The sequence below is a fragment of the Cryobacterium sp. CAN_C2 genome (genome assembly GCF_015751745.1).
GTDB lineage: Bacteria > Actinomycetota > Actinomycetes > Actinomycetales > Microbacteriaceae > Cryobacterium.
In genome coordinates, this window is the sequence record NZ_JADOUX010000008.1 from 15,957 (window position 1) to 29,612 (window position 13,656).

The following is a 13,656-nucleotide window of genomic DNA, read 5'->3' on the forward strand; positions in this document are numbered from 1 at the left end:
AACGAACTGGGCAAGCTGGCTGGACAAGCTGGCTGGACAAGCTGGCTGGGCACACTACCCCCGCGCCGGCACCCGGGTGAGCGCCTCATGGGCGCGCGACGCTCCTGACTGCAGGGTCAGCGACAGCGCGAGCGCGTCGAGGCGGGCGCGCGGGTCACCGGCCAGGCGCAGCATCCGCTCGCAAGCGCCCCGCAGGTCAAGAATGGTGGCAGTGTTGGGCGGCAATGAGGTGCCGAAGCCCGCCGCGTCGAGTGCGGCCGCGCCGGCGAACTGGTCGGTCGAGAACGGCAGCACGACGAGCGGCACGCCCGCGGTCATCGCCTCGGTGACCGAATTGTTGCCACCGTGGGTCACGGCGAGGGCGGCATCTCGCAGCAGGCGCACCTGGGGGAGGAATCCGCGCACCAGCCAGGAGTCCGGTATGGGCCCGAGCGCCGTGGGGTCGGTCGTCCCGACAGCGATGGCGACCCGCACCGGCAGGCCCCTCAGGGCCGCGGCGACGCGCGTGAGCACGTCACCGCGCACCGAGAGAAAGCTTCCGAAACTGACGTAGACCACGGGAAGTGAACTTCGCGCCAACCAGGCTTCGACCCCGGGATCGACGGCCTCGGAGCGCACGGCCGAGCCGAGAAACACGTGCGGCGGCAGCGCACTCGTGCGTGCCGGGGCGTGCAGTTCCTCCGGATAGTTCAGCAGCAGCACGTCGCCGCACTCCTGGAAGGCGTCCCGGCTCGGCTCCAAGGCCGGGTCGAGCTCCCGCAGGGCGTCGTTCCACTGGTCGGTGAACGCATCGCGCACGGCCTTGCACTGCAGTTCGAGCAGGGCTAATTCGTTGGGTTCCGGCGAGAACACGGCCGGCCAGTCGGGCGGGTAGCCGTAGACCTCCGCGCCCACGGGCAGCGCCGACGGGTGTCCGAGCACAATATCGGCGTGCGCGACGCCCGCGCTGAGCAGTCCGAGCCGGGCGCTGAAGGCGAGGTGGTCGACGATCACGTGGTCTGGTCGTACCCGGGCGACAATCCGTTGCACCTCGTGGGCGATCGACACGGGGTTGTAGAGCAGGTCGCTGCTGCGCGCCTGGGCTTGAAAGCGCAGGGTCGGGACCATACCACGGCGGGTGGCGTCGAAGAAGCCGCGGAGGGCGTCGTCCTCACCCGCGGGCTGTTGGTCGACTCGGATGGTGCCCGGGTTGGAGCCGCGACCCAGTTGCAGATTCTCCCGTTCGAAGCCGAAGGCGGCCACGATGTCGGCCGTTGCCGGTCCGCTCGCCACCACGACGCGTTCGCCGGCCTGCGCCCAGGCGGTGCCGAGAGTTGCCAGCGGGTAGAGGTGCGAGGCGTAGTCCGGGCTGATGATCAGCAGGGTCACGAGACGCTCAATTCCCAGGCGACCGGATCGATCGCTACGGCGACGTCGCGGTACACCTCGGCAAGGGTGGTCGCCATGGCCTCAATCGTGAACTTGTCCGCGACCATGCTGCGGGCCCGCGCCGCGTTGGCCCCTCCCCGCACTCCGGCCGCCAACGCGAGGGCGTCGGCGATGGAGCGAGTCAGCGCGGCACCGTCACCCGTATCGACGAGAAAACCGGTCACACCGTGCTCGACATAGGTGGCCGGTCCGCCGCCGTTCGGGGCGACGACGGTGAGCCCGGAGGCCATCGCCTCGAGCAGCGCGATGCCGAACTCCTCTTTCATGCTCGCGCACACATACACACCGAACGGTGCCGCGAGGCCCGGCCGGCCGTAGTGGGCAGCGGCCAGCCAGCGGGCAACGGTGTCGTTGGCACGATGACCGGCCAGCAACAGGCCCTGGGCCGCAGCGTCGCCCAGGTTACCGCCGGCGAGGGCCCCGGCAATACGCTGCAGCTCACGGCCCTCATCACCTGACGGATGCTTCAGGTCACCGCCCACAATGAGCAGATTACAACGAGCCCGCAGGGTCGTGTTGTTGTTCCACGCCTCGACCAGGGCCGCCATACCCTTGACGCGGTGCAGACGGCCAACGCTGATCAGAAGCGGCAGGCCGCGCCGCTCGGGCGGAAGCGTTCCGAGCAGGGCGTCGAGTTGGTCGAACGCCAGAGCGGCGGGTTCGGTCGCTGCCCGGGCGTGGGCGCCTGTGGGGACCAGCAGGCTCCCGCCGGTCAGGCCGAGCGATGCGAGCGCATCGGTGCGGGAGCGTTCGATCACCGCGAGGTCAATGCCCTCGGGAATGACGGAGTGCCGTTCCGGGTGCGCGTCGATGTCGATGCCGATCAGCCGTTCGATGTCCTGCTGCAGTTGCGGGCGCGGAAACAGAACGGTGTGGGCGGCATCGGCGGCGAGCCGCTGCACGAGACGGGCTCGAAACCAAAAGTGTTCGACCGCATCCACGGTGCCGAAGTTCGCCCGTGTGAGGGCGCCGCTCGATTCGAGCGAGTCGATGACGCCGTGCGGGTCGGGCGCCACGGTGAACACCACCGGAATGTCGAGGTCGCGGGCGACGGTCGCCGTGGCGAGGCTACCGACGTCGGCCATGCGCAGGTGAATTGCGTCAACCACGCCAGCCGAGCGCAGAATGCGTCGGATACCGCGCTGCGCGGCGACCCGACGCGGCCAGGCGTCGATCGACGGCACCGAACCGCCGACGAAAGGCACGGCTGCGAATGAGTGCCCCGGCAGGGTGGATCCGAGATCGGCGAGGGCATCGAGGGCGCACTCGTGGGTGCCACGCGAGATTGTGACGACACGGTTTATCCCGGCTTGTCCAGCCGGGCCGGCCACGAGGGCGTCGCCGAGGCGCACGAGCAGGGTGGCGATGCCGCCGTTGTCTCCGGCGCCCACCTGGGAGAGCTCGCCATCGATGTCGGCGTGCAAAAACAACTGGGCGATCGTGGTGCCCTGCTGAGGGCCCTGCTGCCACGGCGCGCGGGGGGCGGTCGTCGCCGTGAGGTCGAACAGGGCCAGTCGGGCGACCGCAGCGAGTTCACGGGTGTCGTCGCTGGAAACGTCACCGGCGGAGTCGCTCGGCCCGACGGCGTCAGCTTGGGAGAGAACGCTCAGGAGCGCGATCACGGCCGTGCTCGGGGCACGGTCGCCCAATGCCGCGATCGCGGCGACGCGAGCGTGCAGATTCTCGGCGCGGTCGGTGGCCACGCGGCGCAGCAGGCGCTCGGGAACGCGGCCGGGAATGAGGCCGATGGTCTCGACGAGACGGGCGCGGGCATCCGCTTCGCTGATGCCCAACAGGGAGCCTTCGAGGAACAGGCCCACCGGATCGGCAGCCGAGGAGCCCCACTGCTGCAGGGTGCGTTGGGCGAGCATGCCGGTGAAACCGCCCTCCCGCACGAGCGTGACCAGCCCCGCTATCGCGTCGTGGCGAGGCAGCCGGGTGCCGAGCGCCCACGCCGCATGCTCGCGCAGGAACGCCGAGTCGTGGTGCAGCAGGGCAACGAGGACCTCATCGGCGGAATCGTCGAAGACCTGGGCGAGCGCGTGCACCGCCGCGATGGCGGTGAGTTGGTCACTCGGGTCCGTCGCCGCTTGGGCCAGTAGCCGCACCGCCCGGACGCCCCCGTCGCGGGCGGCCGCGACCGTGAGGTCGTCGGCCCGGTGAATGCCGCCCAGAATGGTGGCGGAATCGCGCTGCGCGTCCAGGGCGGTGTGGGTGGCCACGGGCGTCTCCTCCCCGCGAAAGTCTCCGCGGATCGACCGCAGCGATTTGGGCTCGACGCGGGTGAATCTAGGTTGATATCGGCCGGTCTACGCCGAGAGAGTGTGCGAGGCACCGAACACGGGTGTGTCTGGATCGAACTTAGCTAGCTGAGCTAGCCACTTCCCCAGTCGTCATCATTGCACGAATAATAGAGGTCAGGCTGGGAGACCTCCGCTATTGCTGCCACCGGCCCGATAGACAAATAGAGTCACACCCCAGTGACTGGGGTGTGACTCTATATTTGTTTTGCAGCTGCCCTGTGGGCCTAACTGAACAGGGCCGTCACTTTCGTAAGCGTTTGATAGATGCCAAACAAGAGCGGAATCCCCACCAGCGCCCAACCAACACTGAGTTGTAAAGCCTTCATGCGCGCACCTCCCCCGCTGTTGATCCGACGAGCGGTTTCTCTGGTTCGTGGTAATCGGAGTGAACCGGTCGCACGAACAGGTTCGCCACGAAGCCGACGATGAGCAGCCCGACCATGGTGAGCAGGGCCGGCTGATAGGCAGCAGCGGTCAACTCACCCGGAGCGCCCTGGGCGTCCAGGAACGAGTTCACGATGAGCGGCCCCGCGATGCCGGCAGCCGACCAGGCGGTCAGGAGCCGACCGTGGATGGCGCCGACCTGGAAGGTTCCGAACAGGTCGCGCAGGTAGGCCGGTACCGTGGCGAAACCGCCGCCGTAGAACGAGATGATGATGAAGGCCAGAACGACGTAGAGTGCCGTCGTACTCGAGCCGACGAGCGCCAGCAGCAGGTACAACACCGTGCCGACGCCGAGGTACACCATGTAGATGTTTTTGCGCCCAGTCTTGTCCGAAGTGGCCGACCAGATGAAACGTCCGCCCATGTTCGCGAGCGACAATAGGCCGACAAAGCCGCCGGCCACAGCGGCCGAGACCAGTGAGTTACCGTCGTTCTGCCGAAAAAAGTCCTGAATCATCGGTGCTGCCTGCTCGAGAATGCCGATACCGGCCGTGACGTTGCAGAACAGCACAATCCAGAGGAGCCAGAACTGGCGGGTTCGGATGGCATTTCTGGCCGAGACGTGGTTGCTCGAGACGAGGGCCTGGGCCCGTACCCGGGACGGATCGTATCCGGCCGGCACCCACCCGGGGGCCGGAACCTTGATCGTGAAGGCGCCGAACATCATGTAGGCGAAATAGATCACGGCCAGGGTGAGAAAGAGTTTGCCGACGGAATCGCCGCTGGCGACCCAGTTCGCTGCGCCGGAGTTCGGGTCGTAGAGGCCGAGCAACGCCGTCGATACTGGGCTGGCGATGAGCGCGCCCCCGCCAAAGCCCATGATCGCCATACCGGTTGCGAGGCCCGGGCGGTCCGGGAACCATTTGATGAGTGTGGAGACCGGGGAAATGTAGCCGATCCCCAGCCCGATCCCGCCGATGAAGCCGTACCCGACATAGACCAGCCAGAGCTGACTGCTGAAGATTCCAAGTGAACCGATGAGGAATCCCCCGGTCCAGAACAGGGCCGCGACGAACATGGCCTTGCGCGGCCCGCTGGTATCGACCCAGGTGCCCATGATGGCCGCAGACAGGCCGAGCATCACGATGGCAATCGAGAAGATCACCCCGATCTGAACCAGGCTGGCGTCGAAGTGCGCCACGAGCGCCGTCTTGTACACGCTCGTGGCATAGGCCTGGCCGATACAGAGGTGCACGGCGAGTGCGGCCGGCGGGATAAGCCAGCGATTGAATCCCGGTGGGGCGATGGTGCGGTCTCGATCGAGCCAACTCATAGGTATGTTTCCTTGCTGCCTGAACGGCGCCGTAGCCACATTGCTGCCGGTTCGAGATGACGAGACCGTGTCTTTCAAGACTATATGAACGTATCCACTGGGATTTTTTTCTCTGGCTGGTCGGGGCAAATCCTCGTTTTTAATCATGACAGGATGTGAGTATGAAACGTGGAGCACCGGTCGAAGACATCAACGAAGACGATCTGGTCGTCAAAAAGCCCAAGACGCATGCCGCCGGACTGACCGCCGTCGTCGTCGCACTGGACCGGGGCATCGCTCAGGCCGGCCTCTCCCGCACGGTGCGTTCGCTGCTGCGGCTGAACCAGCGCGACGGGACTGACTGCCCCGGCTGCGCGTGGCCCGAGTCGCAGGGTCACCGCAAGACTGCCGAGTTCTGTGAGAACGGCGCCAAGGCCGTCGCCGAGGAGAGCACCCTGCGCACGGTGACGCCGGAATTCTGGGCTGAACATTCGATTGCAGAATTGGCCACCAAGACCGAGTACTGGCTTGGCAACCAGGGGCGCATTACGCATCCGGTCGTCATTCGCCCCGGGGACACTCACTACTCGCAGATCAGCTGGGACGACGCTTTCGAGCTGATCGGTGAGCAGATCCGCGCCACCGTCGCGGACCGCACCGTGTTCTACACCTCGGGCCGCACCGCCAACGAGTCCGCCTTTCTCTACCAGCTGTTCGCCCGTTCCATCGGCACCAACAACCTGCCGGACTGCTCCAATATGTGCCACGAGTCCTCCGGCTCCGCGCTGAACCCCACCATCGGTATTGGCAAGGGCACGGTCTCCCTGGAGGACATCCACCAGGCGGAGCTCATCCTGGTCGTCGGCCAGAACCCCGGCACGAACCATCCGCGGATGCTGTCGGCCCTGGCCGACTGTAAGTCCAACGGCGGCAAGATCGTCGCCGTCAATCCCCTGCCCGAGGCCGGACTGTTCAACTTCAAGGACCCGCAGACCCCCACCGGGCTGATTGGCCACGGGGTGAACCTGGCCGACGAGTACCTGCAGATCAAGGTCGGTGGCGACCTCGCCCTGTTCCAGGCGCTCGGCCACCTGCTGCTCGCCGAGGAGGCACGCGTTCCCGGTTCCGTCGTCGACCAGGAGTTCGTGGCTGCGAACACGCACGGCATCGATGCCTACCGTGCCGCCCGCAGCGAGATCGACTGGGATGAGACGAGGCGGGCCACCGGCCTCGACCGGGCCGGCATCGAGACGGTCGCGCAGATGCTGGTGAAGAGCAAGGCCACCATCATCTGCTGGGCGCTCGGACTGACCCAGCAGCCGCACTCGGTGAACACGCTCAAGGAGATCATCAACCTGCTGCTGCTCCAGGGCAACTTCGGCAAGCCCGGTGCCGGCGCGTGCCCGGTGCGCGGACATTCCAACGTGCAGGGCGACCGCACGATGGGCGTCTGGGAGAAGCCGAAGGAGGCCATGCTGGCCGCCCTCGACGCCGAGTTCTCCATCGTGTCGCCGCGTGAGCACGGCCTCGACTCCGTTGACACCGTGGATGCCTTCGTGCACGATCGCGTCGACGTGTTCGTGTCGATGGGCGGCAACTTCGCCCTCGCCTGCTCGGACACCACCCTGCTCGAGAGTGCAATGCAACGTGTCGGCCTCACGGTACACGTGTCGACCAAGCCCAACCGTTCGCACATCATGCACGGGCAGACCTCGCTGATCCTGCCCACGCTTGGCCGTACCGACACCGACGACAAGCATCCCGGCGGCCGCCAGGTGCTCTCGGTCGAGGACTCCATGTCGGTGGTGCGCACCACGCAGGGCCGCCTGGAACCCGTGAGCGAGCATCTGCTCGCGGAGCCCGTGATCATTGCCCGCATGGCCCGTGCCACGCTCGGCGCCGACCATGCAATTGACTGGAAGGCGATGGCCGAGGACTACGACGTCATCCGAGACCGCATCTCCCGCGTCATCCCCGGCTTCGACGATTTCAATGCCCGGCTCAAGACCAAGAACGGTTTCGTGCTGCCCAACCCGCCGCGTGATACCCGCACCTTTGCCACCGACATTGGCTTGGCCAGGTTCTCCGTCAGCCCGCTCGAGTACCTGGAGGCACCGGAGGGTCATCTGATTCTGCAGACGATGCGCAGCCACGACCAGTACAACACCACGTTCTACGGGCTCGATGACCGCTATCGCGGCATCTCCGGCGGCCGACGCGTGATCCTGATCAACGAAGAAGACGTCGTGGAACTCGGCTTCCAGGACCAAGACATGGTCGACGTCATCAGCACCTTCCAGGGTGTCGAGAAGCGGGCGAACACTTTCCGGCTCGTGATATACCCCACGCCCAAGGGCTGCGCGGCCGCATACTTCCCCGAGGCAAACGCGCTCATGCACCGCGAGCTCGTGGCGCGGGAGTCGAACACCCCCGGTTACAAGGCCATGACGGTGCGCTTTGTCGCCCACGTCGAGGAGGTCGCCCACGTCGAGGAGGCCGCCCTGGTGTAGCAGCTGGCGGCCGCCCGTCGGCTGCGTGGGAGACGCTCCACTTCCCCGGGGGTGCCCGCCCCCGAGACTGGACTCAGACGCTGACCAGGGTGTTGACTATACGCTCTGCGCCGGAGTAGATCACCATGGAGCGTCCGCGCAGGAAGCCGATCAGGGTCATGCCGACCTCGGACGCAAATTCGGCGGCGAGGGATGACGGGGCGGACACCGCGGCCAGCACCGGGATGCCGGCCATCATCGCCTTCTGCGCCAGTTCGAAGCTGCCCCGGCTGGAGACCATCAGAACGGTGCCGGATAACGGCAGAAGGTTCTCCTTCACGGCCCAACCAATGACCTTGTCGACCGCGTTGTGGCGGCCCACGTCTTCCCGGGCCACGAGCAGCTCACCGGTGGCGCCGTCGAACAGGGCAGCGGCGTGCAGGCCGCCGGTCTTCTCGAACACCGCCTGGTGCTCACGCAGCCGGTCGGGCAGACTGGCCAGCAGTTCGGCGTCGACCCGCAGTTCGTCGGCCGCGACGTTGAACCGGCTCTTGGTGCGCACCGCATCGATGCTCGCCTTGCCGCACAGCCCGCAGGAGCTCGTGGTGAGGAAGTTGCGTTCCAGGCTCGGGTCAGGCGCCGCGACGCCCTGCGCCAGGGTGACGTCGAGCACGTTGTAGGTGTTCACGCCGTCGACAGTGGCTCCGGCACAGTAGCGCGCAGCGCTGAAATGTGCGCCCTCGGCGATGATGCCCTCCGAGACCAGAAAGCCGGCCGCGAGGTCGAAGTCGTGCCCCGGGGTGCGCATCGTTACGGCGAGGGACCGCCCGTTCACTCGAATCTCGAGGGGTTCCTCCACCGCGAGCATGTCCTCACGTGTGATCGGGCGTTCACCCACGGTCAGACGCACGACCTTACGTCGCGCTGCGATTCTGCTCATAGCACTCACCCACCAATGTAGGACATCTCGATTTTCTTCCGGCCGGATGCCCGCAGTTCGCGGGTCTTGGAGCTGCGCAGCTCCGAGTAGCGGTCCGTGCGCTCACGCCAGATGTGTGCCATCACGGTGGAGAGCTGCTCGTCGGTACACCCGCCGCGCATGAGCGCCCGCAGGTCGTGGCCATCGGTCGCGAACAGGCAGGTGAACAGTTTGCCGTCGGTGGACACCCGGGCCCGGGAACAGGAGTGGCAGAACGACTGGGTGACACTGGAGATCACGCCGATCTCGCCCTCGCCGTCCCGGTAGCGCCAGCGGCGGCTGGTCTCGCCGCTGTAATTGGGAGCGACCTCCTCGAGCGGAAGTTCCTCGTTGATGCGGCGTACCACCTCGGCCGAGGGGATCACGGCGCCCATCTCCCAGCCATTGCTGGAGCCTACGTCCATGAACTCGATGAACCTCAGAATGTGCGGGGTTCCCTTGAAATGACGCGCCATGGCTACGATGTCCTGATCGTTCTTACCCCGCTGCATGACCATGTTGATCTTCACCGGTCCCAGGCCCACCGCGTGGGCCACGTCGATGGCGTGCAGCACCTTCGAGACCGGGAACTTCACATCGTTCATCTCCTGGAAGGTGGCGTCGTCGAGCGAGTCGAGCGACACCGTGACCCGCTTCAGGCCGGCATCCTTGAGGGCCTGCGCCTTGAGCGCCAGTACGGAGCCGTTGGTGGTCAGGGCGATGTCGATTTCGCGCCCGTCCGGGGTGCGCAGCGCGGCGAGCATTGCGATGAGCTCCTCGAGGCCCTTGCGCAGCAGCGGCTCGCCGCCGGTAAGGCGAATCTTCTCCACGCCGTGGGCGACGCAGATGCGCGCCAAGCGGGTGATTTCCTCGAAGGTCATCATCTCGTCGCGTTCCATGAACGCAAAGTCCTTGCCGAAGATCTCCTTCGGCATGCAGTACACGCAGCGGAAATTGCACCGGTCTGTCACCGAGATGCGCAGATCCTGCAGGGGCCGGTTACGATGATCGGTCACCGAGCCAGTGGGTTGCTCTGTTTCGGTAGGAATGTCTGCCAGCGCGCGGAAGAACCGCTGGGCTGGTTCGATATTATTGCCGCCGGTCATCGTTCCAGCCTAAACCTCGCTTGCTTTCGCCGGTACCATACCGGCCCCGGCGCGAAAAAATTCAGCAGACGGATGCCCGGGGCCAGTTTTCACCGACCCCGGGCATCCGTCAACCGACCCCTACGCCTACGCCTTGACGTAGCCGTTCGGGTTGAGCACGTACTTCGTTGCCGCACCGGCGTCGAATTCGGCGTAGCCGCGTGGGGCGTCCTCGAGGCTGATGGCCTTGGCGTTGACGGCCTTGGCGATCTGTACCCTGTCGTGCAGGATAGCCATCATCAGCTGGCGGTTGTACTTCATCACCGGGGTCTGCCCGGTCGTGAAGGACAGCGACTTCGCCCAGCCGAGGCCGAGCCGGATCGACAGCGAACCGACCTGCGCGGACTTTTCCTTGGCGCCCGGGTCGCCCGTGACGTACAGGCCGGGGATGCCCAGGGCACCACCGGCTGCGGTCACGGTCATCAGCGAGTTCAGCACGGTGGCCGGAGCCTCGTGATCGGCGTCCTTACCGTGGCCGCGCGCTTCAAACCCGACGGCGTCGACACCGGCGTCGACCTCGGGAACGCCCAGGATCTGCTCGATCTGCTCCCCCGGCTCGCCCTTGCTGAGGTCGATGGTCTCGCAGCCGAAGCTGCGGGCCTGCGCGAGACGCTCCGCGTTCATGTCGCCGACGATGACGACGGCGGCACCGAGCAGCTGCGCCGAGACAGCGGCCGCGAGGCCGACCGGGCCGGCTCCGGCCACATACACGGTCGATCCGACGCCGGCACCGGCCATGTAGGCCCCGTGGAAACCGGTCGGAAAGATGTCGGAGAGCATGGTGAGGTCCATGATCTTCTCCAGTGCCTGGTCCCGGTCGGGGAACTTCAGCAGGTTCCAGTCGGCGTAGGGAACGAGCACGTACTCAGCCTGTCCGCCGACCCAACCGCCCATATCGACGTAGCCGTAGGCGCTACCCGGACGGTCCGGGTTGACGTTGAGGCAAATGCCGGTCTTGCGTTCCTTACAGTTGCGACAGCGACCGCAACTGATGTTGAACGGCACCGACACGATGTCGCCGACCTTGATGAATTCGACGTCGGGGCCAGCTTCGACCACTTCGCCGGTGATTTCGTGACCCAGCACCAGGTTGCTCGGGGCGGTCGTGCGACCACGCACCATGTGCTGGTCCGAGCCGCAGATGTTGGTGGTCACGGTCTTGAGAATGACGCCGTGAGGCACCTTGCGGCCGACGTTGGCCGGGTTGACGCCCGGTCCGTCTTTCAGTTCAAAGCCCGGGTAATCGATATCGATGACCTCAACGACACCCGGGCTCTTGTAGGCAACTGCTCTGTTCCCCGTCATGAACTACCCTCCTCATTTTCTTCGCGGGCACGATCGAAACCGACCTGACCCGCAGTGGATGAACGCTGCGTGGTACGACTGCAGCCCTTTCACTCCACCACGGATCCCAGAAATTACAATCAGTCAATTCCCAGCCATCAATACGATTCAGCCCGTTACTGGATTTTCCAGACCTGCACGACGGATGGCCGCGGTCCGGCCCACGCGCCAGCCGGGGCGGCGACGCCCAGCGGAACATAGTCCGGGAACCGGCTCGCCTGGGCCGACCAGCTCCCGTTCTCCCCCGGGTGCTGCACGGCAACGTAGACCATCGATTGCTCGGAGCGGATGACCGGCCCGCAGGTCTCCGCCTGCCGCGGCACGGAGAGGAACTGCTGAACCCGCCCGCGCTCGGGGCCGGTGAGCGGAACCTTGAACAGTCCGTCGCAGAAGCCGATCGTGCTCGGTGCGCCGTCGGTGGAGATCCACAGGTTTCCCTCGGCGTCGAAGGCCAGGTTGTCGGGGCAGGAGATGGGCGACACCTTCTCGCTCGGAAAGCCGGCAAAATAGGTGGACGTATTCGTCTTGGGGTCACCGCAGACCAGCAGCAGGTTCCAGTCGAACGTCACTGCGGTCGCATCGGAGCCGGTTTCGGTGATCTCCACGATATGGCCGTCGCGGTTGGCCACCCGGGGGTTGGGCTCGGTGGCACCCTGCTTGCCGGGCAGGCCACGATCGGTGTTGTTGGTGCAGGCGACATAGATCTTGCCGGTCACCGAACTCGGCTGGACGTCTTCGCAGCGATCCATCTTGGTGGCGCCGACAGCATCCGCTACCAGTCGGGTGTTCACGAGCGCATCATCGGTGCTGAAGCCGGGCACTTGGCAGACACCGTCGATGACGAGCGCCACCCACTGGCCGGTGCCGTCGAAGAGACCGTCGGCGGGTAGCTGGCCGGTGCCGGTGATCTCGCCGGCCGGCGAGTTGCCGGTGAAGCGGGCCACGTAGAGCGAGCCCCGGGTGAGCAGGGTCTTGTTGTGGCTGCGAGCCTTCGAGCCCTTCTTCGTGTTGAAACGGTCATAGGAGACGAACTTGTAGAGGTAGTCGAAGCGCTCGTCGTCGCCCATGTAGGCGGCCACATGGCCGGTCTTGCCGACGATCACGTTGGCGCCCTCGTGTTTGAACCGGCCGAGGGCTGTGTGCTTGACCGGCGGCTCGTTCGGTGTCTCCGGGTCGATCTCCACGATCCAGCCGAACCGGTTCGGCTCGTTCTCATTACCGGCCACGGTGGCGTCGAACCGGTCGTCGACCTGCTCCCAGAGGCGGCCGGTCGGGCGGTTGGCGAGGCCGTAGCGGGCATCCGCTGCGCTGGTGCCTGTCGTGCGGAAGTACCCGTTGAAGTTCTCCTCACCGGAGAGCACCGTGCCCCAGGGAGTGGTGCCGCCGGCGCAGTTGCCGAGGGTACCGAGCACGGTCCGGCCGGTAGGGTCGGCCTTGGTCTTCAGCAGGGCGCTACCGGCGGCCGGTCCGGTGACGGTGAACGGGGTGCTCGCGGTGATGCGGCGGTTGAGCCGGTCGCCCACCCGGTAGGTCCAGGGTTGGCCGGCGCCGGTCCGTTCGAGGGCAACCACGGACATGCCGTGGGCCATCATGGCGACGCGACGCTGCTCATCCGCTTCGGCCGGTGTCGTGGCCGGCGCAAACATGATGCCCTCGTTGGTGTACTCGTGGTTGCTGACGAGGATGCCCTCGCGACCCTTGCGGCCCGAGCCCTCGAGAATGTCGAGGTAGTCGTTGTTGTAGCCGAACTGAAGGGCCTGCGACGCGGCCGTCTGGTGCTCGGGATCGAACGTGTCGGTGGCGGCGAATAGCGGGTCACCCCAGCGGATGATGGGATTCCACGAGTATCCGGTCGGCACCACCAACTCGTCGACGGCGGCCGGAACCGGGGCGATCGGTGTGAAAGCGAGGCCGCCGGCCGGGCCATTCGGTGCGGCCAGCGCGGGAGCGCTCTGGCCGGACCCGAGAACGATTGCTGCAGCGCCAACGCCCACCCCCATGAGCAGGGAGCGGCGGCTCAGCGCCGCGCCGACGATGTCACGAAAGTAGTCGTTCGCACTCTCGTTGGGCACCGGGTGAAAGCAGGCATCCGCACATTTGAGGTGGCAGGTGACGGCGCTGCGCTTGCCGAGGGTGTGTCCCTCCATGGGCAGCAACGGCAGTAACGGCCGGCCCTGAGTGGGGGCGTGCTGGCGGGGGCCGGTGTATTCGTTGCGCAGCATGCGAGCGCTCCTCGTGGTCGATGTGTGCCCCGAACTGGGGATGGACCCACCCTCCCGCCGTTTTCTCTCCG

General features: G+C 66.2%; 9 protein-coding genes. 1 reads left to right on the forward strand and 8 read right to left on the reverse strand.

All coding sequences use genetic code 11. From position 1 onward, the window contains the following. Positions 1 to 54: 54 nt before the first annotated feature. The 4 genes from IWX77_RS08200 to IWX77_RS08210 all read right to left on the reverse strand — a co-directional run bounded on the left by IWX77_RS08200 (position 55) and on the right by IWX77_RS08210 (position 5,448). Positions 55 to 1,368, reverse strand: a complete 1,314-nt coding sequence (locus tag IWX77_RS08200) for a nucleotide disphospho-sugar-binding domain-containing protein (RefSeq protein WP_196844030.1) — start codon at positions 1,366 to 1,368, stop codon at positions 55 to 57. Next, on the reverse strand, positions 1,365 to 3,650 hold the full coding sequence (locus tag IWX77_RS08205; RefSeq protein ID WP_196844031.1) for a glycosyltransferase: 2,286 nt from the start codon (positions 3,648 to 3,650) through the stop codon (positions 1,365 to 1,367). Before IWX77_RS08205 ends, IWX77_RS08200 begins: the two co-directional genes overlap by 4 nt. 305 nt (positions 3,651 to 3,955) lie before the next feature. Then, the gene (locus tag IWX77_RS17425; protein WP_442784452.1) at positions 3,956 to 4,057 is read right to left on the reverse strand and encodes an MFS transporter small subunit; all 102 of its coding nucleotides are present in this window, start codon (positions 4,055 to 4,057) and stop codon (positions 3,956 to 3,958) included. Continuing rightward, complete coding sequence (locus IWX77_RS08210) at positions 4,054 to 5,448, reverse strand: OFA family MFS transporter (RefSeq protein ID WP_196844032.1); 1,395 nt, start codon at positions 5,446 to 5,448, stop codon at positions 4,054 to 4,056. Before IWX77_RS08210 ends, IWX77_RS17425 begins: the two co-directional genes overlap by 4 nt. A 161-nt stretch (positions 5,449 to 5,609) precedes the next feature. Between IWX77_RS08210 and IWX77_RS08215 the strand changes: the two genes are divergently transcribed. Beyond that, complete coding sequence (locus IWX77_RS08215; RefSeq protein ID WP_196844033.1) at positions 5,610 to 7,937, forward strand: FdhF/YdeP family oxidoreductase; 2,328 nt, start codon at positions 5,610 to 5,612, stop codon at positions 7,935 to 7,937. 73 nt (positions 7,938 to 8,010) lie between these two features. Here IWX77_RS08215 and fdhD read toward each other — a convergent pair whose 3' ends face one another. From fdhD to IWX77_RS08235, 4 genes are all read right to left on the reverse strand, one after another. After that, on the reverse strand, positions 8,011 to 8,856 hold the full coding sequence (fdhD, locus tag IWX77_RS08220; protein WP_196844034.1) for a formate dehydrogenase accessory sulfurtransferase FdhD: 846 nt from the start codon (positions 8,854 to 8,856) through the stop codon (positions 8,011 to 8,013). A gap of 5 nt (positions 8,857 to 8,861) precedes the next feature. After that, positions 8,862 to 9,980: a GTP 3',8-cyclase MoaA gene (gene moaA / locus IWX77_RS08225; RefSeq protein WP_196844035.1), complete on the reverse strand. Its 1,119-nt coding sequence runs from the start codon at positions 9,978 to 9,980 to the stop codon at positions 8,862 to 8,864. A gap of 126 nt (positions 9,981 to 10,106) precedes the next feature. Further along, positions 10,107 to 11,324, reverse strand: coding sequence for a formaldehyde dehydrogenase, glutathione-independent (gene fdhA / locus IWX77_RS08230; RefSeq protein WP_196844036.1), 1,218 nt, complete (start codon positions 11,322 to 11,324; stop codon positions 10,107 to 10,109). A 155-nt stretch (positions 11,325 to 11,479) separates the two neighbouring features. Further along, the gene (locus IWX77_RS08235; protein ID WP_196844037.1) at positions 11,480 to 13,585 is read right to left on the reverse strand and encodes a PhoX family protein; all 2,106 of its coding nucleotides are present in this window, start codon (positions 13,583 to 13,585) and stop codon (positions 11,480 to 11,482) included. Between the last annotated feature and the right edge of the window lie 71 nt (positions 13,586 to 13,656).

What these genes read in the sequence shown, in the direction of transcription:
- IWX77_RS08235 (WP_196844037.1), bottom strand. Translation starts at nt 13,585, where the DNA reads ATGCTGCGCAACGAATACACCGGCCCCCGCCAGCACGCCCCCACTCAG.
- IWX77_RS17425 (WP_442784452.1), bottom strand. Translation starts at nt 4,057, where the DNA reads ATGAAGGCTTTACAACTCAGTGTTGGTTGGGCGCTGGTGGGGATTCCG.
- IWX77_RS08210 (WP_196844032.1), bottom strand. Translation starts at nt 5,448, where the DNA reads ATGAGTTGGCTCGATCGAGACCGCACCATCGCCCCACCGGGATTCAAT.
- fdhD (WP_196844034.1), bottom strand. Translation starts at nt 8,856, where the DNA reads ATGAGCAGAATCGCAGCGCGACGTAAGGTCGTGCGTCTGACCGTGGGT.
- IWX77_RS08215 (WP_196844033.1), top strand. Translation starts at nt 5,610, where the DNA reads ATGAAACGTGGAGCACCGGTCGAAGACATCAACGAAGACGATCTGGTC.
- moaA (WP_196844035.1), bottom strand. Translation starts at nt 9,980, where the DNA reads ATGACCGGCGGCAATAATATCGAACCAGCCCAGCGGTTCTTCCGCGCG.
- fdhA (WP_196844036.1), bottom strand. Translation starts at nt 11,324, where the DNA reads ATGACGGGGAACAGAGCAGTTGCCTACAAGAGCCCGGGTGTCGTTGAG.